This window comes from Kribbella kalugense (genome assembly GCF_004365875.1).
Lineage (GTDB): Bacteria > Actinomycetota > Actinomycetes > Propionibacteriales > Kribbellaceae > Kribbella > Kribbella kalugense.
In genome coordinates, this window is record NZ_SODF01000003.1 from 969617 (window position 1) to 991200 (window position 21584).

23 protein-coding genes and 1 riboswitch are annotated in these 21584 nt (G+C 67.7%); of the genes, 7 read left to right on the forward strand and 16 right to left on the reverse strand.

What is annotated here, in order from left to right:
- Positions 1-106: 106 nt before the first annotated feature.
- A complete protein-coding gene (gene lplAB / locus EV650_RS36095) occupies positions 107-1156 on the reverse strand; it encodes a lipoate-protein ligase LplAB (protein ID WP_134123627.1) in 1050 nt (349 codons plus the stop codon).
- A gap of 71 nt (positions 1157-1227) precedes the next feature.
- On the opposite strand from lplAB, the gene EV650_RS36100 reads away from it, so the two are divergent.
- A complete protein-coding gene (locus EV650_RS36100; RefSeq protein ID WP_166678394.1) occupies positions 1228-1842 on the forward strand; it encodes a hemerythrin domain-containing protein in 615 nt (204 codons plus the stop codon).
- On the opposite strand, the gene EV650_RS36105 is transcribed toward EV650_RS36100, so the two are convergent.
- Positions 1843-2424 carry an adenylate kinase gene (locus EV650_RS36105; RefSeq protein WP_134123629.1) on the reverse strand — a complete coding sequence of 194 codons (582 nt, stop codon included), beginning with the start codon at positions 2422-2424 and terminating at the stop codon, positions 1843-1845. It abuts the gene before it with no gap.
- A 139-nt stretch (positions 2425-2563) separates the two neighbouring features.
- On the reverse strand, positions 2564-2941 hold the full coding sequence (locus EV650_RS36110; protein WP_134123630.1) for a YciI family protein: 378 nt from the start codon (positions 2939-2941) through the stop codon (positions 2564-2566).
- A gap of 170 nt (positions 2942-3111) precedes the next feature.
- On the opposite strand from EV650_RS36110, the gene EV650_RS36115 reads away from it, so the two are divergent.
- Entirely contained in the window at positions 3112-3867 is a 756-nt protein-coding gene (locus tag EV650_RS36115) for an SDR family oxidoreductase (RefSeq protein ID WP_238174700.1), read from the forward strand.
- Here EV650_RS36115 and EV650_RS36120 read toward each other — a convergent pair.
- Both EV650_RS36120 and EV650_RS36125 read right to left on the reverse strand, forming a co-directional pair.
- The gene (locus EV650_RS36120) at positions 3831-4709 is read right to left on the reverse strand and encodes a DUF3800 domain-containing protein (protein ID WP_134123631.1); all 879 of its coding nucleotides are present in this window, start codon (positions 4707-4709) and stop codon (positions 3831-3833) included. The two genes, EV650_RS36115 and EV650_RS36120, sit on opposite strands and share 37 nt — an antisense overlap.
- Before the next feature lie 239 nt (positions 4710-4948).
- Entirely contained in the window at positions 4949-5770 is an 822-nt protein-coding gene (locus tag EV650_RS36125) for an SAM-dependent methyltransferase (RefSeq protein ID WP_134123632.1), read from the reverse strand.
- Positions 5771-5989: 219 nt separating this feature from the next.
- On the opposite strand from EV650_RS36125, the gene EV650_RS36130 reads away from it, so the two are divergent.
- Positions 5990-7435 carry a polysaccharide lyase 6 family protein gene (locus EV650_RS36130; protein ID WP_134123633.1) on the forward strand — a complete coding sequence of 482 codons (1446 nt, stop codon included), beginning with the start codon at positions 5990-5992 and terminating at the stop codon, positions 7433-7435.
- A gap of 118 nt (positions 7436-7553) precedes the next feature.
- The gene (locus EV650_RS36135; protein ID WP_134123634.1) at positions 7554-8099 is read left to right on the forward strand and encodes a dihydrofolate reductase family protein; all 546 of its coding nucleotides are present in this window, start codon (positions 7554-7556) and stop codon (positions 8097-8099) included.
- On the opposite strand, the gene EV650_RS36140 is transcribed toward EV650_RS36135, so the two are convergent.
- Complete coding sequence (locus EV650_RS36140) at positions 8096-8395, reverse strand: YciI family protein (RefSeq protein ID WP_134123635.1); 300 nt, start codon at positions 8393-8395, stop codon at positions 8096-8098. The genes EV650_RS36135 and EV650_RS36140 overlap by 4 nt on opposite strands.
- 60 nt (positions 8396-8455) lie before the next feature.
- Between EV650_RS36140 and EV650_RS36145 the strand changes: the two genes are divergently transcribed.
- Positions 8456-9013 (forward strand): GNAT family N-acetyltransferase, encoded by a 558-nt coding sequence (locus EV650_RS36145; protein WP_134123636.1) that lies wholly within the window; start codon positions 8456-8458, stop codon positions 9011-9013.
- Here the strand turns inward: EV650_RS36145 and EV650_RS36150 are convergent.
- Together EV650_RS36150 and EV650_RS36155 are read right to left on the reverse strand one after the other, a co-directional pair.
- Positions 8976-9737 carry a class I SAM-dependent methyltransferase gene (locus EV650_RS36150; RefSeq protein WP_134123637.1) on the reverse strand — a complete coding sequence of 254 codons (762 nt, stop codon included), beginning with the start codon at positions 9735-9737 and terminating at the stop codon, positions 8976-8978. The genes EV650_RS36145 and EV650_RS36150 overlap by 38 nt on opposite strands.
- Positions 9734-10666 (reverse strand): SDR family oxidoreductase, encoded by a 933-nt coding sequence (locus EV650_RS36155; RefSeq protein WP_134123638.1) that lies wholly within the window; start codon positions 10664-10666, stop codon positions 9734-9736. The genes EV650_RS36150 and EV650_RS36155 overlap by 4 nt, the downstream gene beginning before the upstream one ends.
- Before the next feature lie 97 nt (positions 10667-10763).
- On the opposite strand from EV650_RS36155, the gene EV650_RS36160 reads away from it, so the two are divergent.
- Positions 10764-11432, forward strand: coding sequence for a TetR/AcrR family transcriptional regulator (locus EV650_RS36160; RefSeq protein ID WP_134123639.1), 669 nt, complete (start codon positions 10764-10766; stop codon positions 11430-11432).
- Here the strand turns inward: EV650_RS36160 and EV650_RS36165 are convergent, their stop codons facing one another.
- The 5 genes from EV650_RS36165 to sigJ all read right to left on the reverse strand — a co-directional run bounded on the left by EV650_RS36165 (position 11433) and on the right by sigJ (position 14708).
- Positions 11433-12284: an HAD family acid phosphatase gene (locus EV650_RS36165; protein ID WP_134123640.1), complete on the reverse strand. Its 852-nt coding sequence runs from the start codon at positions 12282-12284 to the stop codon at positions 11433-11435.
- A 105-nt stretch (positions 12285-12389) separates the two neighbouring features.
- A complete protein-coding gene (locus EV650_RS36170; RefSeq protein WP_134123641.1) occupies positions 12390-12866 on the reverse strand; it encodes a GNAT family N-acetyltransferase in 477 nt (158 codons plus the stop codon).
- Complete coding sequence (locus EV650_RS36175) at positions 12863-13222, reverse strand: DoxX family protein (protein WP_134123642.1); 360 nt, start codon at positions 13220-13222, stop codon at positions 12863-12865. The genes EV650_RS36170 and EV650_RS36175 overlap by 4 nt, the downstream gene beginning before the upstream one ends.
- Positions 13222-13848, reverse strand: a complete 627-nt coding sequence (locus EV650_RS36180) for an NAD(P)-dependent oxidoreductase (protein ID WP_134123643.1) — start codon at positions 13846-13848, stop codon at positions 13222-13224. The genes EV650_RS36175 and EV650_RS36180 overlap by 1 nt, the downstream gene beginning before the upstream one ends.
- Complete coding sequence (sigJ, locus tag EV650_RS36185) at positions 13845-14708, reverse strand: RNA polymerase sigma factor SigJ (RefSeq protein WP_134123644.1); 864 nt, start codon at positions 14706-14708, stop codon at positions 13845-13847. Before sigJ ends, EV650_RS36180 begins: the two co-directional genes overlap by 4 nt.
- Positions 14709-14805: 97 nt before the next feature.
- Here sigJ and EV650_RS36190 point away from each other — a divergent pair, with 97 nt between their 5' ends.
- Complete coding sequence (locus tag EV650_RS36190) at positions 14806-15810, forward strand: hypothetical protein (protein WP_134123645.1); 1005 nt, start codon at positions 14806-14808, stop codon at positions 15808-15810.
- Here EV650_RS36190 and metH read toward each other — a convergent pair.
- The 3 genes from metH to EV650_RS36205 form a co-directional block, all read right to left on the reverse strand.
- Entirely contained in the window at positions 15695-19312 is a 3618-nt protein-coding gene (gene metH / locus EV650_RS36195; RefSeq protein WP_134123646.1) for a methionine synthase, read from the reverse strand. The two genes, EV650_RS36190 and metH, sit on opposite strands and share 116 nt — an antisense overlap.
- Positions 19313-19334: 22 nt before the next feature.
- A riboswitch (S-adenosyl-L-homocysteine riboswitch) is annotated at positions 19335-19412 on the reverse strand.
- 69 nt (positions 19413-19481) lie between these two features.
- Positions 19482-20015 (reverse strand): TetR/AcrR family transcriptional regulator, encoded by a 534-nt coding sequence (locus EV650_RS36200; RefSeq protein ID WP_134123647.1) that lies wholly within the window; start codon positions 20013-20015, stop codon positions 19482-19484.
- Positions 20012-21421: an MFS transporter gene (locus EV650_RS36205; RefSeq protein ID WP_134123648.1), complete on the reverse strand. Its 1410-nt coding sequence runs from the start codon at positions 21419-21421 to the stop codon at positions 20012-20014. The genes EV650_RS36200 and EV650_RS36205 overlap by 4 nt, the downstream gene beginning before the upstream one ends.
- Positions 21422-21584 lie beyond the last annotated feature (163 nt).

The following is a 21584-nucleotide window of genomic DNA, read 5'->3' on the forward strand; positions in this document are numbered from 1 at the left end:
GCCTATTACCTGGCCTATCCGTTCGAGGAGCACGATCCACACCTCGTCGACTACGTCCAGCAGATCGCGGACCAGGCCGCGCAAGTCTGATTGTCGTAGGCAATGGTCAGGGGACTCGGGTGAGCCAGTCGTTGGTGCCAAACTTTGCGTCGACGAGGTCCTGGGCGAGGGCGACGGTTGTGGGGTCGATTGTGCCGGGGGTTAGGCCGTAGCGGGTTCGGAAGGTGCCGATCATTCGGTTGATGACTTCGGCTCGGTCGAGGCCCGTCTGGCTGCGTAGGGGGTCGACGCGTTTGTTGGCGCTGGTTGTGCCCTTGTCGGACAGCTTTTCGCGACCGATGCGCAGTACGTCGAGCATCTTGGCTGCGTCCATGTCGTACGCCATCGTGACGTGGTGCAGGACCGCGCCGCCGGCGAACCGCTTCTGTGCGGCGCCGGCGATCTTGCCCGCCGGTGAGGTGATGTCGTTGATCGGCTGGTACGTCGCCGCGATGCCGAGATCGTTGAGCGCACCAATGACCCAGTCGTCCAGGAACGCGTACGAGTCGACGAACGACAGGCCGGAGACGAGCGACTCCGGAACGTAGAGCGAGTACGTGATCGTGTTGCCCGGCTCGACGAACATGGCTCCGCCGCCGCTGATCCGCCGTACCACCGTCACGTCGTTCCGCGCGGCGCCGTCCAGGTCGACCTCGTTGCGCAGGGACTGGAAGCTGCCAATGATGACCGCGTTCGAAGCCCATTCCCAGACACGCAAAGTCGGCGGACGCTCACCGGATCCGACCTGCTCGGTCAGTACTTCGTCCAGCGCCATCTGCAGCGCAGGCTCCCGCGGTACGTCGTGCACGAACTGCCACTCGTGGTCCCGCCAACCCGTTGCCCCGGTCAACGCCCGTCGTACCGCGACGGCCACCGCCTCAGGCGAAAAGCCAAGCATCTCGACCCCATCGCCCAGCACGCCCCGCACCCGCGCGGAGATCTGAGCCGCGGACGTGTCGACCGGCAACCCGGCCAACGCGCCGTTGATCCGCTCCAGCGCATCATCCGGCTCGAGGAAGAAGTCGCCGGAGATCTGCGCGGTCCGCACGTGCTCGTCGATGACGTCCAGGTCGGCAACGACGAGCTTCCCGCCCGGAACCTTGTACTCACCATGCATACCCAGCAACAACTTGCGCTGGTCAACGGTTGTTCCCGAGGCGCATACTCCGGGCCATGGGGGAAATGAGCATGAACAAGGCCATCCATGCCGCCGTACGACGGGATCTCGGTCGCTTCATCGACGCGCTGAGGAAGTTCAAGGACGGGGACCGGGAGCGGGCCGACCAGTTGGCGGCTGCCTGGGAGAACTTCGACGAGCAACTCACCCGGCACCACCAGGGTGAACACGAGACCGCTTGGCCCGCGTTGGAACAGGTCGGTGTGAGCCGGGACCTGCTGGCGCAGTTGGACGCCGAACACGACACGATGGCCAAGGCACTCGCGGCGGCCAGGACGACGATGGGCGGGGTGCACACCTTTGCGAGCGCAGCGGACGCGGAGGCCGCACTCGGCGCGATGCAGGAGCTGCAGCGGGTCACGGTCGAGCACTTCGAGCACGAGGAAGCGGAGATCGAGCCCGTCTACCTGGCCAAGAAGGACTCTCCGGAAATGAAGGCGATGGGTCGCGAGTTCGCCAAGGTCGGCCCGGTCCAAGGCGGCACGTTCTTCGCCTGGGCCCTCGACGGCGCCACCTCCGACGAGTCCGCCGCCATCGCCGACACCGTGCCCAAGCCGGTCCTCGTCGTGATCACCGGACTCTTCGGCCGCACCTACCGCAAGGCCGTGGCCCCGGTCTGGAAGTGATCAGGCCGCAGGCTTGAGTTGTACGGCGACCAGCCGGATCTCGGCGCGGACCGTGTCGATGTCGGCGGACGCGTCGACCTCGTGATGGATGCCCCGGGTCGCGTAGAACGCGATCAGCGGAGCGGTCTGATCGTGGTAGATCTCGAAGCGCCGGCGGATAACTTCCTCGGTGTCGTCCGAGCGGTGCTCGATCTCGGCCCGGCGCAGCAGCCGGTGCACCAGCGTGTCCGCCTGGACCTCCAGCACCAGCGCCGCGTCCAGCGAACGGCCTTGCTGGTCGAGGATCTCGTCCAGGACGCCGGCCTGGTCGAGGGTCCGTGGGTACCCGTCCAGGACGAATCCCGGACGGGCGTCGGCGGCCGCGAGGCGGTCGCGGACCATCTCGTTGGTGACCTCGTCGGGCACGTACTCGCCCGCGTCGAGATACCGCTTCGCCGTCCGCCCGAGCTCGGTGCCGTCCGCGATGTTGGCGCGGAACAGGTCGCCGGTGGAGATGACAGGTACGCCGAGATGTCCGGCGAGATGGCCCGCGTGTGTTCCCTTGCCCGCTCCCGGCGGCCCCATCATCAAGACAGTGGTCACGGCGCGCCCTCCTGACTCCCGGTAATTAACGCAGAATATGGGAGCCGCCGCTCCGGCGGTACGTCGTACGTCACTCCGAATGACCGGGCTTTGGTCACACCGCTCATTTCTGTCCGGAATCGCTACTTCTCGAGCACGCTCAGAACTCCCACTCCGGCCGGAGCTCGATCACATCGCCGGGACCGGCGAACTTGGCCGCCAGCTCCTCGGCCCGCTCCGGGGTCGCGCAGTCGAGGACGAAGAATCCGGCCAGCTGCTCCTTCGACTCGGCGTACGGCCCGTCGGTGCTGACCGGCCGCTTCCCCTCCCAGCGGAACGTCCGCGTGGTCGAGGGCGCGTCCAGCGCCAGCCCGGACACCAGCTCACCCGACGCGGACAGCTCCTTCAGCATCTCGTCGAACTCCTTGCCCATCGCCTCCCGTTCGGCCGCCGGGATCGCCCGGCCCACCTCGGTGAAGTCGATCGTCGGGTGACCCCACGGTTGCGGGTTGGAGTGGATCAGGACCACGTACTTCATCTCATAACCTCCAGTGTCGAGCCGGTACGCCGTACTGCGCCCCGGCACCGATGACGTCGGAGGCGCGGACAGCCCCTCGACATTTTTACTCGATGTATTCCAGCTCACATCCGGTCACACTCACCCGGCCGGGATCCGTCAGCCGGATAGACGCGAGAGGAGAACACATCATGACTACGATTCTGGTGACCGGCGGGACCGGGACGATCGGCCGCCACGCCGTACCGCTGCTTCAAGACGCCGGCTGTAAGGTCCGGGTCCTCAGCCGACACGCCCACGACCGCGGCGACGGCGTCGAGTACCTGGCGGTCGACCTGCTGAAGGGCGACGGACTGGACCAGGCGGTGGACGGGGTCGACACCATCCTGCACCTCGCCGGCGGACCGAAGGGCGACGAGATCGGCACCCGCAACCTGGTCAAGGCTGCCGAGAAGGCCGGAGTCGGTCACTTGGTACACATCTCGGTGACCGCGGTCGACCAGCTGCCGCTGACGTACTTCAAGTCCAAGCTGGGCGCCGAGCAAGCCGTCCTTCAATCGTCGGTGCCGTCGACGGTACTGCGGGTCGCCCAGCTGCATGATTTCGCCTGGAACACCGTGCAGACGATGGCGAAACTGCCCGTACTGCCGATGCCCGGCGGGATCCGGTTCCAGCCGGTCGACGGCCGGGACGTGGCCCAGCGACTCGTCGAGCTCGCGCTCGGTGAGCCACAGGGCCTCGTTCCGGACCTGGTCGGTCCGAAGGTGTACAGCCTGTCCGAGCTGGCCCACGACTATCTGCGGGCCACCGGCAAGCATCGGCTGTCGCTCCCGATCCGCGTACCCGGCAAGGCAGGCAAGGTCTACCGCGCGGGCGGCAACCTCACCCTGACCGGCGCCGAGATCGGCACTCATACCTGGGAAGACTTCGTCGCCGCACAGGTGTAAGGCTCGAGCAGCTCCACCAGATCCGGCGTACGGCGGCGTGCGATCCCGGCCAGGAAGTCCGCCACCTGCACCCGCGGATCATGCTTGGAGTCGACCTGCGTGAACGAGCGCAGCGGCGCCGGCTCCACCCGTTCGGCCAGGAACGCTCCCAGCCTGGCCACCCGGCCAGGGGTCAGCGCACTCTGCTCGTCATGCACCACGTCGACCGATCGACGGCCGGCGCTCCAGTAGAGGATCGTCTCGGCGAGCGCCGGCACCAGCGGCTCGAGTGGTGGCGGGATGTCCGGATCCTCGTCGATCAACCGCTGCATCACCTCCTCGACCCGGGCACGGGTGATCGCACGCAACGCCGGTGCGTCGGCCGGCATCGTCGCGAAGAACCGATCGACGGCGTCGTGATCCATCAACCGCACCCGCTTGGTCCGGCTCAGGTCCACGAAGGCCGCGAGGAATCCGGTCCGCGGCCGCAACGCAGCCACGACCCCAGAATGATCCGAGCCGAGGCTGGTCCCCGCGCCGTACGACGGCTCCTCGGTGAACAGCTCGAGCACCCGCGCGGCGACGTACCCGGTCTTGTCGATGAGGTGGACGTGCGCGCGCCCGCGCAGGCTGGTGAGCAGCCACTCGAGCGCGGGCCGCTGCTCGGGTCGGAGCAGCTGGTTCGCCTTGTACTCCGTCCGTCGGCGCAGACGGGATCGCAGTACGTCGATCACGTCGGCGGCCTCGGGTACGGCGAGATCGACACTGGCATGGGTGATCACGGGTGAGGTGGGGTCGAGCAGGTTGGTTCCGGAGAACCCCGACTCGTCACACGCGACCTCTACCCAGGAATGGGTTGTCATCTGAAGGCTGACTCCAAGGCTGAAGGACTGCACGCTTCGGAGCCCGTCCGCGGGACGGGCGTGATCGGACGCGCCAGGAATCATCGGGCGCGGTTGATCAGTAAGCGGCAGCAGCCTGAGCAGACATGCGACCCATCATGGTCCGGCGGCTCGCCGGACTCCAGTGAATTAAGAGGGCGTCTGAGAGCCCTGCGCCTACTGCGGGGCACTCGGTGCGGTGCAGGGTTCTCAGACGCCCTCTAAGGCTTGCGGCCGAGGGCGACGAGCAGCAACTTCCCGGCGCCGGTCGGGGTGAGCGTCTGCTTGTCGTCCGGCCACCACGCCGTCAGGTCGACCAGCCCGGGCTCGACAAGCTCGAGCCCAGCGACGAGCGACGCAGTCTCGTCCCGGGTCCGGAACCCGATCCGCGGGAAGGGTTCCCGCAGCTTCTCCTCGATCGCGGACGAGAACTCGGCCAGCCGGCCGCCGTCGCGCGGGTTGAGCGGATGAGTCAGCGCCAGATACGACCCGGACGGTACTGCGGCCAGGTAGTCCGCGATGATCTGGACAGCCTCGGGACCGGGGACGTTGTGCAGGACGAGGCCGAGCAGGATCCCGACCGGCCGGTTCAGGTCGAGTGCTGCCTTGACGACCGGATCGGTGAGTACGGCGGCCGGATCCGTCAGGTCCACGCCGGCGAAGAAGCTGTGACGGTCGTCGGCGAGCAGCGCCTGACCGTGCGAGATCGCCGTCAGGTCGTTGTCGACGTACACGACGGTCGCGTCGGCGTTGGCCCGCAGCGCGACGTCGTGGGTGTTCTGCGCGGTCGGGAGGCCGGCGCCGAGATCGAGGAACTGGTCGACCCCACCCTCGGTCGCCATCCGGAAGACGGCCTCGGCCAGCCAGCGCCGGTTCTGCCTGGTCAGCTCGGGCACTTCGGGCGCGATCTTCAGCAGCTCGTGGACGAACCGGCGATCGACCTCGAAGTTGTTCTTGCCGCCGAGCAGCAGGTCGTAGACCCGCGCCTGGGACGCCCGGTCGAGGTCGATCGGGGCCGGCCGCGCGTCGTTCCGCTCGGGCACCCGCCTCACCTCGTTCCGCCATCCGAAAGTTCCGCCATCCGAAAACCTGGATTGCCGGAAGGCTACCGAGCCAACCGTCCACTGGCTGCATCGGGGCTCTGTCGTGGAACCTCGGGCCTTCAGCGTCCCGCCCCACGGGAGTTCGTCGGCAAACGCTTGCCAGCCCTTCGAAAGGCCATCCACACTGAGCGCCTACCGCCCCACCTCCCAGGAGGAACCATGCACCGACGAACGTTCCTGATCGGCAGCCTCGGTCTCACCGCGACCACCTTCGCCAGACCGGCGAGCGCCACCACCACCCGGGCGCGAGCCGTCCGGGTCCGCACCCTCGACGAGCTCCGCACCGCGATCACGGCCGCCAAACCAGGCGCCGACATCGTGCTGGCGAACGGCACGTACGACGTACCCGGTGAGCAGACCATCGCCGTCAACGGGAAGCACGGGACCTCGGATGCACCGATCACGGTGCGGGCCGAGTCGGTCGGCGGCGTGACGCTGACCGGCAACCATGGGTTCGTCTTCGCGAATTCGTCGTACGTCGTGATCGACGGGTTCAAGCTGCGCCAGCAGACGACCTTCGAGGTGCCGACGACCTGTCAGCACGTCCGGATCAGCCGGAACGACATCCAGCTCGGCGACATCGAGGGCCTGCACTGGGTGATGGTCACCGGCGACGCGACAGTTGTCGAGCGCAACCACTTCCACGGGAAGTCCAAGCTCGGCGTCTTCCTCGGCGTCGAGGGTCCAGGCTCGGACGGGATGGCCCGTGGAGTGCACATCGTCCGGAACTACTTCTCCGACCACACGTACGCCGGTGACAACGGCGGCGAGCCGATCCGCCTCGGACTGAGCGGCCGGTCGCTCAGCGACGCCGGCGCGATGGTCGAGGAGAACCTGTTCGAGCGCTGCAACGGCGACCCGGAGGCGATCTCGGTCAAGTCGACCGGCAACACCATCCGGCACAACACGATCCGGGACAGTCTCGGCGGAATCGTGCTCCGGCACGGCAACCGGTCCCGGGTGGACGCCAACTTCCTCCTTGCCGGAAGCAACGGAATCCGGATCTACGGCAACGATCACCTGATCGTGAACAACTACGCCGAGCAGATCGCCGGCGCCGGCATCGTGCTCGGCAGCGGTAGCGTCCGCGACCACAAACCCGAGGACTCCCCCGAGAGCCGCCGCGGCAACGACGCACCGGACCGCGTCACGATCGCGCTCAACACCGTCCTGTCCTGCGGTACGGCGATCAGCGGCGAGTCGCAACGCCCGCTGCCGCCGCTCGGCTGCTCGATCACCGACAACCTGCTCGTGGGCGACACCGGCACGCAACTGGTGAGCATGCCGTACCTCGACGGGATCACCTTCGCCGGCAACCTCTGCTGGGGCGCCGCCGCCGACGGCACCATCCCCACCGGTGGATCCACGAGGAAGGACCCGAAACTCGCGGCCGGCTCCGACGGCGTACGACGACTGACCTCCGGCAGCCCCGCGATCAACGCCGCCAAGAAGACCTACCCGACCGTGACCCGCGACCTCGACGACCACCCGCGCACCGGCAAGGCGGACGTCGGCGCCGACGAGTACGACAAGGCGGCCCCGTCCAACCGCCCATTGCAACCGGCGGACGTCGGACCGGGTTCGCGGACCGCCATGCATGCATAAGTCGCGATTCCCACGTTGAACCGGCACCGAGCGGCGGGTTCTGCATGCGTGGCGGTCCGCCCCGATGAGTTTTCTCGCCCTCACTCGTCTCAACACCACCTACAAGTCAGGAGGACGCATGGCGAAGGCGAAGGTGTTGTATTCGGTGACGATGTCGGTGGACGGCTTCATTACCGGGCCGGGCGGGGACATGCAGTGGATCCGGCCGTATCTCGGGCCGAACCCGGAGGTCAACGAGCTGGTCCCGCGGATCGGGTCGATCCTGGTCGGCCGGCGGTCGCACGACGGGGACGACCCGTACAAAGGTGAGCCCGGCGAAGGGCAGGCGTTCGGCGGTGGGTGGGACGGACCGATCTTCGTCGTCACGCACCGCCCACTCGCCGACCCCGAGCCGGGTGTCACGTACGTCGATGACTTCGCCAAAGCACTCGCGGCGGCGAAGGAGGCGGCCGGCGACAAGTACGTCAACGTGATCGGAGCCAATATCGCCAAGCAGTGCATCGAGGCCGGCGAACTCGACGAGGTCTTCCTCCTCTACGCACCGGCGATGCTCGGCGACGGCACCCGCTTGTTCGATCACCCCGGCGGCCACACTGTTCGGCTCGAACGAATCAGCGTCACCGAGACCGCGATGGCCACCAGCCTCTGGTTCAAAGTCATCTAGAAGTCCGCAGCGGTCGGCTGCATCACCGCTCGGATCTCGACGGATCGACCGGCGACTCGCGCGTCTGGCAACAGGCGCGCGAGTTCGACCGCCCGATCGCGGGTCTCCACGTCGATCACGTAGTACCCGTCGATCAGCACGGGCTCGGTGGTCCCGTCGGGCAGCCGGACGGACAGCTGTGGATCCGCGAGCAGCTCACCGCCGACCAGTTCACCGGCGTCGTAGGCAACTCGCTCGAACTCGTGGCGCTGCAGGCGCGGCTCACCGTCACCCTGCAGGAGCAGTAAGAACTTCATCGGCGCACTCCTCTCACTCCTACGACGGAGTCGAGCGCGCTGTCTTGACATGATGACCCAATGTTCGTGCGCACCGAGCGGCTGACCCTGCGCCGCTTCGCTCCGGCCGATGCCGAGCGGTTCGCCGCCTACCGCTCCGATCCCGTGGTCGCCAACTACCAGTCGTGGACCGCTCCGCTTCCGCTCGCCGAGGCCCAGCAGACGGTCGAGCGGTTCGCGCAGGATGATCCGGAGGCGCCCGGCTGGTTCCAGTACGCCGTCGATCTGGACGGCGCCTTGATCGGTGACCTCGGCCTCAAGCTGCACGAGAACCTGATGCAGGCCGAGCTCGGCTTCACCCTCGCAGCGGAGTACCAAGGCCATGGCTATGCGTCCGAGGCTGTGCGTGGTTTGCTCGAATATCTCTTCGTCGAGCGTGAGCTGCATCGGGTCTCGGCGGAGTGCGACGCCCGCAACACCGCGTCGGCCCGGCTGCTCGAGCGCGTCGGCTTCACCCGCGAAGGTCTGCGGTTGTCCAACACCTGGTTCAAAGGCGAGTGGACCGACGACCTGATCTTCGGCTTCCTCCGTGACGACTACCTCAACCGATCGCGGCCCACGCCCGCGCCGTCAGCTTGATCGAACCGTCCGCCTCGATCGGCAACCGGGCGCGCACCGCCTCCCGCAACTCGACCTGATCCGCCTCGGCCAGACTGCGCAGGTACGCCGGAGCAACGCCCTGCCCACCGAGGAACGGATTCCAGTAGTCGTCGAACGATTCGAACTGCGTCGGTACGACGATCTCGCGGATGCGGACCGTGCTGAACCCGGCCGCGGCGAACAGTTCGTCGAGCCCTTCCGGCGTACAGAAAGCGAACCGGCGACCCTCGTCCTGATCGCGGTCCTGCGGGCGGACCTCGGTCATCGCGTCGAAGAAGTACCGCATCAACTGCATGCCGCCGGCGTAGTCCCAGACGTAGATCGCAACAGTCGACCCGATCTCGCGCATCCGCCGCAGCGCCTCGACCCGCTCCGGGACGAAGTTGAGCACGAGTCCCGAGACCACCGCATCGAACGGGCCGTCGGGCAGCTCGGCCGCCGAACGTACGTCGAAGCTCACTCGCTCGTCGTGGATCGTCTGCCGGGCGTACTCGATGAAGCCGTCCGACGGATCGACCCCGACCACGGCCGCCGGATCCGCCGTACGAAGGATCGTGCTGGTCAGTGCGCCGGTACCGCAGCCGACATCGAGCCAGCGCAACCCCGCCGGCTGCTCGAGCCAGTCGACGAACTCCGTGGCGACGAGCCGGCTCCAGCGGCCGACGTACGACTCGTAGATTCCCCCACTCGACCACTCACTCACTTGGGCAGGATAGACGGGAGCGACGCGCCCGTCAGGCCCTCGGCAACCGTCCAGAGGCGGGCGCTGGTCGCGGCGTCGAGAGCGGCCTTCGGCTGCTTGGCGACGGCGGTGGGACCGACGAGACCGAAGATTCCGGACGGGCCGTAGTAGCCGCCGGCCTCGGCGGTCGGGTCGGCGGCCGCGAACAGGAGAGGCTCGGCGCCGGTCTCGACGTCCTGCTTCGGGAGCGGGTTGAAGCGCATGCCCACTCGGTTGATGAGCGACGGCCGCTCCCGGCCGAGCGCGGCACCGGCGGACTGCAGGTTGGTGCGGGTGTAGCCGGGGTGCGCGGCGACGCTGAGCAGGCCCCAACCGCGGTCGGCGGAGAGCTTGGCCAGGTGGTTGCTCATCATCAGGTCGGCAAGCTTCGACTGCGAGTACGCCGCCGTACGCCGGTACCGCCGCTCCCACTGGAGGTCGTCGAAGTGGATGGTGCCGAAGTTCGCGGCGCCACTGGCCATGGTTGCGATCCGCGGTGCGGGAGCGGCGAGGACCAGCGGAAGCAGGCGCACGGTCAGCGCGAACGGGCCGAGGAAGTTCGATCCGAACTGCAGCTCGAAGCCGTCCTTGGTGGTGATGCGGGTCGGCGGGACCATCACGCCGGCGTTGTTCACCAGCAGGTCCAGGTGCGGCTCGTCGGCGCTGAGTTGCTCGGCGAACTCCTGGATCGAGGCCAGGTCGGCGAGGTCGACCCGGCGGATCTCGAGCTGCGCGTCGGGGTGCTCCGCCAGGATCTCGGCCTTCGCTGCCTCGCCTTTGGCCGGCGTCCGGACGGCCATCACAACCCGGGCGCCGGCGGCCGCGAGCCGCTTGGTGGCCTCCTTGCCGGTACCGCTGTTGGCGCCGGTGACGACGACGAGCTTGCCGGTCTGATCGGGTACGTCGTACATGGTCCACTCTCCATAAAAGACTGACGGTCTGTTATGGCTCGACGCTATCAGACCGTCGGTCCGATAACAACAGACCGATGGTCTGTAGAATGTGAGCGTGACGACATTCAAGCGCGCCCGGAGCGCGGAGCAGCGGGCCGAGCGGCAGCGGGCGATCCTCGCGACGGCCGCCGCCATGCTGACCGAGATGCCGGTCGCGGATCTGAGCCTGAACGAGCTGAGCCGCCGGGTCGGTCTGGCGAAGTCGAACGTGCTGAACTACTTCGACTCCCGCGAGGCCGTCCTGCTCGAGCTGTCGAGCAGCGAACTCACGGCCTGGGTGAAGGACCTGGACGCCACGGTCGGCGATGCGCTACCGGAGCTGACGATCAGAGATCGGACCGAGCAGTTGATCAGCGCCGTCGTCGGCACGCTGGCGGAGCGGCCGGTCCTCTGCGATCTGATCAGTGCGCAGGCAGGAGTCCTGGAGCGCAACATCTCGACCGAGACGGCGCTCGCCTTCAAACGGGCGGCGATGCAGAGCTTCGAGCAGATGATCGAGGCGGTCGTCGGCGTTCTGCCGGAGCTGGGGCGGGACGGAGCGGGCCAGTTCATCGCCACCGCGAGCCTGCTCGCGGGCGCGATCTGGTCCCACTCCCATCCCGTCCCGGCGATCCTCGCCGCCTACGAGGCCGACCCGGCCCTCGCCGCCATCCGGCTGGAGTTCGAGCCGGCCCTCACGGAAGCACTCCGCACCCTGCTGTACGGCGCACTCCCCCGCAGGTGATCAGGGCAGGTAGTAGTTCGGGTTCGGCAGCTTGAAGGTGCGGTCGGCGAAACCGCCCTTGAGGTCGGAGAACTGGTCGCCGAAGTTCGCCACGATGTCGTAGCCGAGGGACTCGATGTGCGCCCGGGTGGCCGACTTGTAGTGGATCGTCGTACACGAACCGTTCGGGTCTGCCGCACAGGCCTGCTTCAGGTAGTCCGGGTAGTCGGCGACGGCCGGCTTGGTGAACAGGCCGTCCTCGCCGTTGCTCAGCCCGGTCGGCTTCGGGTAGCCGGCGTCGACGCCGATCCCGTCCGCGGTGAGGTTGCCCAGCGTCGCCTGCTCCTGCGCGGCACCCCGGCCGGTCAGGAAGAAGATCGCGTAGCCCTCACGCTCGGCGGTCTTCACCAGGTCGACCATGCCCGGTACGGCGGGGAATCGCTGGTTCAGCACGTAGTCCGCGTTGGTCGTCGGGTTGAACGCCCAATTGCTGAAGATCTCGTAGTTCCACGTCGCCAGCGAAGTGTCGTCGACGTCGAGCAGGATCGCCTTGGTCTTGCGCGTGTGGTGGGGCGCGGAGATGTAGCGCTTGCCCGCGACGGCGACCGAGCGGGCCTCCTTGGCGTAGTTGCTGTCGTCCGCGAACGTGCCGGTTCCGAGCGGGTCACCGTAGTAGTTGCGCAGCTGCTGACGCAGTACGTCGATGTTGGTGACCTGCTTCTCGCTGCGCGGCGTCGTGGTCTGAATCGCCGGCTGCGGCGAAGCGGCGCCGGCCGAGTACGCGACCCCGCCGACAACGGATGCCATCGCGACTGCGGCGACGCTGGTCAGAACTACCCGGCGGGACGGCCGGCGCCAGGAACGGAATGCCATGGTGACCTTCTTCGGAGAACGGGAATGCTTGCCGGAGCAACGTAACCCCAACCCCGTCGGATCATCTGCGCGACAACCAGAAGTCCAGGGGAATCCTCCGTCCGTTCACACCGGCTTCACGTAACGATGGCAAGGAACCGGGACCGATCCGCCGTCCACCGCGGCCGGGTAGTCGAAGGCGCCGCCGTCGGTCCAGCCGCTGCGTTCGTAGAAGCGGCGCGCCCGCGCGTTGCCGGTCGCCACGGCGAGCCAGGCTTCGCTGTGCCCGTTGGCTTTCACCTGCTGCTCGGCTTCGGTGAGTAGCGTCCCGGCTACTCCCGATCCGCGGTGGTCGCCCGACACGTACACCTGCTCGACCTCGTCCCCCACCACCATCACGAAACCGGCGACCTCGTCCCCCACCAAGGCAACGGTCGTGTCCGCAACCCGTTGCGCAGCACGCGTCCCGAAGGATTCCTCGGTCCGGAACGCGACCAGTTCGTCCGGCACATGACCAAGATGCCCGTCGCGCCAACCGGCGTACCAGATCGCCGCTACGGCACCCGCATCCTCTGCCCGAGCTCGTCGCAGCTTCGCAGTCATGCGGTCAGGGTAAGCACCAACGAGGCACAGGCCATACCCAGAAAGAAGACCGCGAGGAAGAACTGCGCGGTGAAGTCCGCGGCCCGGATATGCGTGTACAAAGCGCACACGAAGAACAGCACCAGCCCGATCGCGGCCGCGATGATCAACGAGGGCAGTTGCACAAGCAGTCCGGCGAGCAGTCCCACGGCACCCAGCGTCTTGAAGGTGCCGATCGGAAACGTCAGCCACGACTCCGGTACGGCGGCCTTCTTCATCCCGGGCAGGATCGCTTGCCAGTGCACGAGCGCCGCGACTCCGGAGAAGCCGTTGATCAGGATCGTGACCAGAACGACGGTGACAGCAGCGGTCGTCATCAGTACGCCGCCATCATCGTCTGCCGAACCGTCTCCGGCTGCTCCAGCGTTCGCAGCATGCAGTGCGCGGCATCGGCCCGCGAGAGCCGACTTGCCTTCGGCAACCATTCTCCGACGGCAACGCGGTACTTCGTGGTCAGCGGATCGTCGCTGAGCAACGGCACCCCGACCGATGTCCATTCCAATTCCGTCGTACGCAGCAACGCCTCCAGCTCGGCGACGTCTGCGTAGTGCCGGCGGAACACGATCCCGGCGAGACCGCTCAGCAGCCTCTCGCCTATCGACCGAGACGACGGCTGCGGCAGGCCGATGCCGGCCACGCTGACGACTACGAGGCGCCGAGCCGTGGTCTCCTGCATCGCATCGACGATCGCCCGGGTTCCTTTGGACAAGATCCCGGCGTCGGCCCGGCGGCGCGGACCGAGACCGGAGAGTACGGCGTCCGCTCCGTCGACGGCCGCCCGCAGTACGGCTGGATCTGCCGTGAGCAAGTCTGCGCGAACGCCATGAATACCGAGTGCACTTGGATCGCGCACGACGGCGGTGACCTCGTGGCCGGCCGCGACGGCCTGGGTGAGGAGGTGGCGGCCGGTGCCACCGGTTGCGGCGAAGAGGGTGAGTTTCACGGCGTGACCTCCAGCCGGGCGAGCTTTTCCGGGTTGGTCACGGCGTAGATCCCGCTGATCGCGTCGCCGTCCACGTCCAGTACGACGACCGCGAACGGAGTGTCGCCGGACAGCAACACGGCCGACGGATCGCCGTTGATCCAGCGGTACTGGACGTCCAGCGATTGCACCGGCCGACGGGTGGCGTCCCCGACGATCAAGCGGGCGATCTTGTCGCGACCCTGGACCGGGTGCAGACCGGCCGCGCGGGCCTTGCCGCCGCCGTCGGCCCACAGGGTGACGTCCGGTGCGAGCACTTCCATCAACGCATTCAGGTCACCACCGACGATCGCGTCGACGAACCGCTGCGTGACCTCCAACCGCACCTCCGGATCCGCGGCGAACCGGGGCCGACGGGCTTGCACGTGTTCGCGGGCCCGATGGGCGAGCTGCCGTACGGCGGCCGGCGTACGGTCGACCAGCTCCCCGATCTCCGGATGGGAGTAGCCGAACACGTCGTGCAGCACGAACACCGCCCGCTCCAACGGCGTCAGCGTCTCGAGTACGACGAGAACCGCGAGCGACACGGTCTCCGCCTGCTCGACCGGGTCGGCCGGCGTGATCACCGGCTCCGGCAACCAGGGTCCGACGTACTCCTCCTTGCGCCGGTTGATCGCCGTACGACGTGCCAGCGCCGCGTTGACCGCGATCCGGACCAGGTACGCGCGGGGATTCTCGATGCCGGACCGCCCGGACCAGGCCAGCCAGGTCTCCTGCACGACGTCTTCGGTATCGGCGACCGAGCCGAGGATGTTGTAGGCGATCGAGAACAGCAACTCCCGATGGCTCAGGAACACCTCGGTCGAGTTCATTTCACTCATGCCCCCTTTGAGTCGTTCCGGCCGGGAAGTGTGACATCTGAACCCACCACGCCCCTACGCTGACTTCCGTCCGGGCGCTCGTTGAGGGGACAGCACAATGGCCGGCGAACTGCTGCGACTCGGTACGGAGTACTTCTGGGCGACCTCGATCATCGAGGCCGTCGATCCGGTCGGTGGACACTACGCCGCCGAGCGCTGGAACGGACAGGTTCTGGTCACCGACGGCGAGCCCAGTCTGGCCCTCCAGGAAAACCTGATGAACTCCACCGACCGTCCGCTGATTCTGCCGCGGCGCCACCTCGAAACGGTGCGCGAGGCGATCGGCCGGCAGAACGGTGACTTGCTCGGAAAGCCCGCGAGCCAGCTGCAGGATTTGGTCGAGGCAACCGGCTACGCGACCTCGCAGGCGGTGGAGTTGACCTGCGCGATCCCGGACCTGCAGGGCAACCCGGGATCCGGGCCGGAGACTCAGCTGAACTCCGACCTGGCCGACATCGTGACCCGGGATCAGCTCGCCATGGTCTGGCATGAGAGCGACTCCGCCGAGCTCATGCCTGCCGGCGATCTTCCGTCGCCGGAGTTCTCCTGGCCGGGCCGAAGCGCGTCGACCGCCGCCACCCGTGAGCTCCTCACCGCAATCGTCACGCAACAAGGCTGGGAGCCGACGCCCGCGAACATTTCCGCGACCGCCCACAGGCTCATCGCCGTACCGCCCGATCGTCGCTGGGCGGCGACGACCGGCATGCTTCTCGGCGCCGACGAGCCAGGGCGGGCCGACTTGCGAGAGCTGGCCGGCGGCGAGCTACGCCGGGGCTTCGAGGCCGCGGTCCGGGAGCCTGAAACGGGTGCGGCGGCGCTGGCTGTCCGCGGCCTCCTCGCGGACCCTCAAGGGGCCGCGAGGAGGACGGCTATGGAAGCGCTCGACGCCGGACAGCATCTGTACGGCATCGATCCCGCCCTGGTTCCGGCCCGTGGCGCGGTCGCTGCTACGCCGGCTCGTACGCCAGGTTCGGACGCAGCCAGCGTTCAACCTCAGCTACCGGCAGATTCCGACGTACGGCGTAGTCCTCGATCTGATCGCGACCGAGGCGGCCGACACTGAAGTAGCGGGCGGACGGGCTGGCAAAGATCAGGCCGCTGACCGCCGCGGCCGGCGTCATCGCGAACGACTCGGTCAGTGCGAGACCGACCTTGTCCGCCTCGAGCAGCTCGAACAGCTCCTGCTTCTCGGAGTGGTCCGGGCTCGCCGGGTAGCCGAGCGCCGGCCGGATCCCGCGGAACCGCTCCGCGTGCAGATCCTCGAGCACCGGCTGCGCGTCCGGCTCGAACCACGCCCGCCGCGCCTCCAGGTGGATCCACTCGGCGAACGCCTCCGCCAGCCGATCGGCCAGCGCCTTCACCATGATCGCCCGGTAGTCGTCGTTGTTCTGCTCGTACGTCGCCGCGAGCGCCTCGGCACCGTGGATCGCGACACCGAACCCACCCAGGTGGTCACCGGACGGCGCGACGTAGTCCGCCAGGCAACGGTTGTACCGGCCCGCGGGCTTCTCGGTCTGCTGCCGCAGCATCGGGAACGACCGGTCCGTCCCGTCCAGGATGATGTCGTCGCCCTCGCTGTGCGCCGGCCAGAACCCGTACACGCCTTCGGCCGTGAAGGACCCGTTGGCGATGATCTCGTCCAGCAAGGTGTTCGCGTCGTCGAACAACTCCCGCGCCACCGGCTGATCGAGGATCGCCGGGTACTTGCCCTTCAACTCCCAGGCCAGGAACAGGAACTGCCAGTCGATCATTGCGCGCAGAGCTTCCAGCGAAGGCGTCTCCCGACGCAGCCCGGTGAAGTCGGGCACCGGCAGTTCGCCGTACTCGACCGGCTCCTTGTTGGCCCGCGCCTGGGCGACCGACAGCAGCGGACTGCGCTGCTTGTTCGCGTGCTGCTCACGCAACCGCTCCTGCTCAAGACTGTTGCTCTTGGCAAGCGTCTCGGCGCGGCCCTCGTCGAGCAGGTCCGACACCACGCCGACGACGCGCGATGCGTCGAGCACGTGCACGGTCGTCTGGTCGTACGCCGGAGCGATCCGGACCGCCGTGTGTTGCTTGGAGGTGGTCGCGCCGCCGATCAGCAGCGGGAGCTTGAGCCCGCGGCGTTCCATTTCGGCGGCCACGGCAACCATCTCGTCGAGCGACGGAGTGATCAGTCCGGACAGGCCGACCACATCGGCGCCCTCGGCAACGGCGGTGTCCAGGATCCTTGCCGCCGGCACCATCACGCCGAGGTCGATCACCTCGTAGTTGTTACAGCCGAGCACCACGCCGACGATGTTCTTGCCGATGTCGTGGACGTCGCCCTTGACCGTCGCGATCACGACCTTGCCCTGACCGCGGACGGCCTCGGGCCGACCTTCGAGCCGGGCCTGCTCCTTCTCGGCCTCCATGAACGGCTCCAGGTAGGCGACCGAGCGCTTCATCACCCGTGCGCTCTTCACCACCTGCGGCAGGAACATCTTGCCGGCGCCGAACAGGTCGCCGACCACCTTCATGCCGTCCATCAACGGGCCTTCGATCACTTCCAGCGGCCGCGGCAGCTTCTGCCGGGCCTCCTCGGTGTCGTCCTCGATGTAGTCGACGATGCCGTGGACGAGCGCGTGCGACAGCCGCTCCTCGACGGTGCCCTCGCGCCAGGTCAGGTCGATCTCGCGCTTGGTGCCCTTGCCCTTGACGTTCTCGGCGAAGCTGACCAGCCGGTCGGTGGCGTCGTCGCGGCGGTCGAAGATCACGTCCTCGACCAGCTCCAGCAGGTCCTTCGGGATGTCCTCGTAGACCGCGAGCTGCCCGGCGTTGACGATTCCCATGTCCAGGCCGACCTTGCCTGCGTGGTACAGGAACGCCGAGTGCATCGCCTCACGGACGATGTCGTTGCCGCGGAACGAGAACGACAGGTTCGAGATGCCGCCGCTGATGTGGACGCCCGGACAGCGGGCTTTGATCAAAGGCAAAGCGTCGATGAAGTTCTTCGCGTAGCCGTTGTGCTCGGACATACCGGTCGCGACGGCCAGCACGTTCGGGTCGAAGATGATGTCCTCGGGCGGGAAGCCGATCTTCTGCGTGAGCAGGTCGTACGCTCGGCCGCAGATCGAAACCTTGCGCTCGACGGTGTCGGCCTGGCCCTGCTCGTCGAACGCCATCACCACCGCACCCGCGCCGTAGTCGCGGATCCGCCGGGCGCGTTCGAGGAACTCCTCCTCGCCCTCCTTCAGGCTGATCGAGTTGACCACGCCCTTGCCCTGCACGCATTTCAGCCCGGCCTCGAGCACGGACCACTTCGAGCTGTCGACCATGATCGGGATCCGGGCCACCTCGGGCTCGGTCGCGATCAGGTTCAGGAACGTGGTCATCGCCTGCTCGCTGTCGAGCAGGTCGGCGTCCATGTTCACGTCCAGCAGGTTCGCGCCGCCGCGGACCTGCTCCAGCGCCACGTCGACCGCGGCCTGGTGGTTGTCGCCCTCGATCAGCCGGCGGAACTTCGCCGACCCGGTCACGTTGGTGCGCTCACCGATCATCACGAACCCGGTGTCCGCGCTGATCTTGAACGGCTCGAGCCCGGAGAACCTGGTGGTGTGATCGGTCGGTACGACCGTCCGCGGGGTCATCCCGTCGACCGCCTCCGCGATCTTCTTGATGTGGGCCGGCGACGTACCGCAGCAGCCGCCGACGATGTTGACCAGCCCGGACTGCGCGAACTCCTCGAGCATCCCGGCCGTCTCTTCCGGCGTCTCGTCGTACCCGCCGAAGGCGTTCGGGAGGCCGGCGTTCGGGTGCGAGGCGACGTACGTGTCGGCGAACCGGGCCAGGTCCGCGACGTGCGGCCGCATCTCGGCGGCACCGAGCGAACAGTTGACGCCGACGACAAGCGGCTTGGCGTGCTCGACCGAGCTCCAGAACGCCTCGACGGTCTGGCCCGACAGCGTCCGTCCGCTCAGGTCGACAATGGTCACCGAGATCCACAGCGGCAGCTGCGGCGCGACCTCGCGGGCCGCGGTGACGGCCGCCTTGGCGTTCAGCGTGTCGAAGATCGTCTCGATCAGCAGCAGGTCGACGCCGCCCTCCGCAAGCGCCGCGATCTGCTCGGCGTACGCAGCTTTGACCTGCTCGAACGTGACCGCGCGGTACGACGGGTCCTCGACGCGCGGGGACAGCGACAGCGTGACGTTCAGCGGGCCGATCGAACCGGCCACGAACCTCGGACGGTCCGGGGTGGCGAACTCGTCTGCGGCCTGCCGGGCCAGCCGGGCACCGGCGACGTTCATCTCGCGGACGTACTCCTGCAGGCCGTAGTCGGCCTGACCAATGCTGGTCGCGGTGAACGTGTTCGTAGTGGTGATGTCCGCGCCGGCCGCCAGATACTGCCGGTGGACGTCGAGGATCAGGTCCGGACGGGTCAGGATAAGCACGTCCGGGTCACCGGTGACGTCGTGCGTGTGGTCGCCGAACCGGTCGCCCTGGAAATCCTCGGGCTTCAGCTTGGCGCCCTGCAGCATCGTGCCCCAGGCGCCGTCCAGGATCCCCACCCGCTGATCGAGCAGCTCCCGCAGCGCGGTTTCGCTCATCTGCCAACCCCTCCAGAAAGACTCTCCGGAGGCGCCCTTGCAGTGATGCCCCAGGCCGAGCGTGGCGGGCCCGGGGCCCGTTGCAGCGCCTCTCGGCCTGGATGCTCCATGTTAGTGGCGTCACACCCAGCGCCAAGCGCCTTGTCCACATTCTAGGACGGTTGTTCAATCAGTGGATGAGCTCCTGGATCGCCGGGGCATAGAGGGCGGCCACATTCTCGGGGTCGGCGGCGGCGATCGGACCGCTCTTGTCGATCGCCATCATGGCTCCGAGACCGAGGAGTTGCGCGGTGATCAGACTGGCGCGCAGCGCGGCGTCCGGGCCGGTCAACCGCGCGGCGAAGGCACGGGCCACCTGATCGCGGAAGTGCTCGCGGATCAGCGCGCGTTCGTCACCCTTGCCTGCCGCGAACACGACCCGGACGAGGAGGTCCTGGTCGTTTTCCCGGCGGTACTCGACCAGGGTGCGGACGGCATGCTCGCCGAGTCGCTCGTTCGGTGCGGCGAGCAACAACTGGGCCGCGTCGGTGAAGTCGGCGACCCGTTCGAACAGCGCTTCCTTGCCGCCGAAGTACTTCACGATCAGGGCGGCACTGACGCCGGCATCCGCAGCGACCCCGCGCAGCGTGACCGCGTCGTACGGCTCCCGTGCGAACGCCTTACGCGCCGCGCGGAGGATCGCCGTCCGCCCCGGATCGGTCACGTCGTAGTCACCTCGTACGCCGGCTCACGACGTCGCGCCGGAATCAGCAGCACCAGTCCAGCCGCTGCCACGGCGGCGATCCCCGCAATCACGAAGACGATCAGGTACGCCGACAGCGCGGGCGCGGTCTGGCCAGCCCGGGAGATCGTGACTCCCGCGAGCACGGTGGCCACGATCGTGCTGCAGATCGCCTGCCCGATCGTGCGCATCAGCGTGTTGAGGCCGTTCGCGGCGGCCGTTTCGGTCACTGGCACAGCATGCATGATCAGGGCCGGAAGAGCGGAGTACGCAACGGCGGTGCCGGCGGAAACGACGGTCGCGCCGACGACGATCCCGGCGACGTTGCTGCTGGTGAACAAGCGGACGACGTACCCGGCCGCCATCAGCACCGACGCGATCGCGAGGGTGAACCGCGGACCACGTGCGTTGGAGATCCGGGCGGACACCGGCGAGAGCAGCACCATCGCGACACCGCCGGGCAGCAGGCACAGTCCGCTGACCACGATCGATTCGCCCAGCCCGTAGCCGGTCCAGGTGGGCTCCTGGACGAGTTGGGCTGTGGACAGCGAGTTCGCGTAGAAGGCGAACCCGATCAGCAGCGCACCGAGGTTGGTGAAGAGCACAGCGGGCCGCGCGGACACCCGGAGATCGACGAGTGGGCTCTTGATCCGCAGCTCGTACCACCCCCAGATCGGCACGAGCAGCACAGCAACGGCGTACAGCGCGACGAGCCTGCCGGCACCCCAGGCGTTGGTCTTCGAGACGGCAAGCAGCAGGGAGACCAGGAAGGCGCTCAGGCCGAGCGCGCCGACGACGTCGAAGCGGCCGCGGCTGCGAACCGGCGACTCGGGGACGATCAGCAGGACGAGTACGACGTCGAGCAGGCCGAGGCCGAGGTTGATCCAGAACATCGTGTGCCAGTTCGCGTACTGGACCACCAGCGTCGCGGCCGGGATGCCGAACGCCGCGCCGATGCCCAGGGTTGAGCTCATGATCGCGATCGACGGGATCACCCGCCGTGGCGGCAGTTCGTCGCGCAGGATGCTGATCCCGAGCGGGATGACCGCGACCGCGGCGCCCTGGAACGCCCGGCCGACGATCAGCACGGTCAGATCCGAACTGCTCGCGCAGAGGAACGAACCGACGACCATCGAGGACAGCGCGATCAGCAGGACGCGGCGCTTGCCGTACATGTCACCGGCCCGGCCCAGCAGTGGCGTGAAGACCGCGCCGGTGAGCAGGGTGATCGTGATCAGCCAGCTGACGTCCGAGGCCGGACTGTGGGTGATCTGCGGAAGCAGGGGCAGCAGCGGTACGACGATGGTCTGGCTGATCGAGACGAGCACGCCGCAGAACGCGAGCGCGGCCAGAATCAGGCGTGGGTGAGCGGCGGGACGGACGATCAAGCGGAGTCCTCACAGGGGTGAACAGTTGTTTACGCAGGAATCGTAAACGGTCGTTCACCCCTGCCGGAAGCGAACCCGGATGTTCGTGGACAGCAGATCGGGCCCGGGCGCTCTGAGGGGGAGGAGAGCGCCGGGCCCGATCATTCGGTCCGCTGCAGCGAGG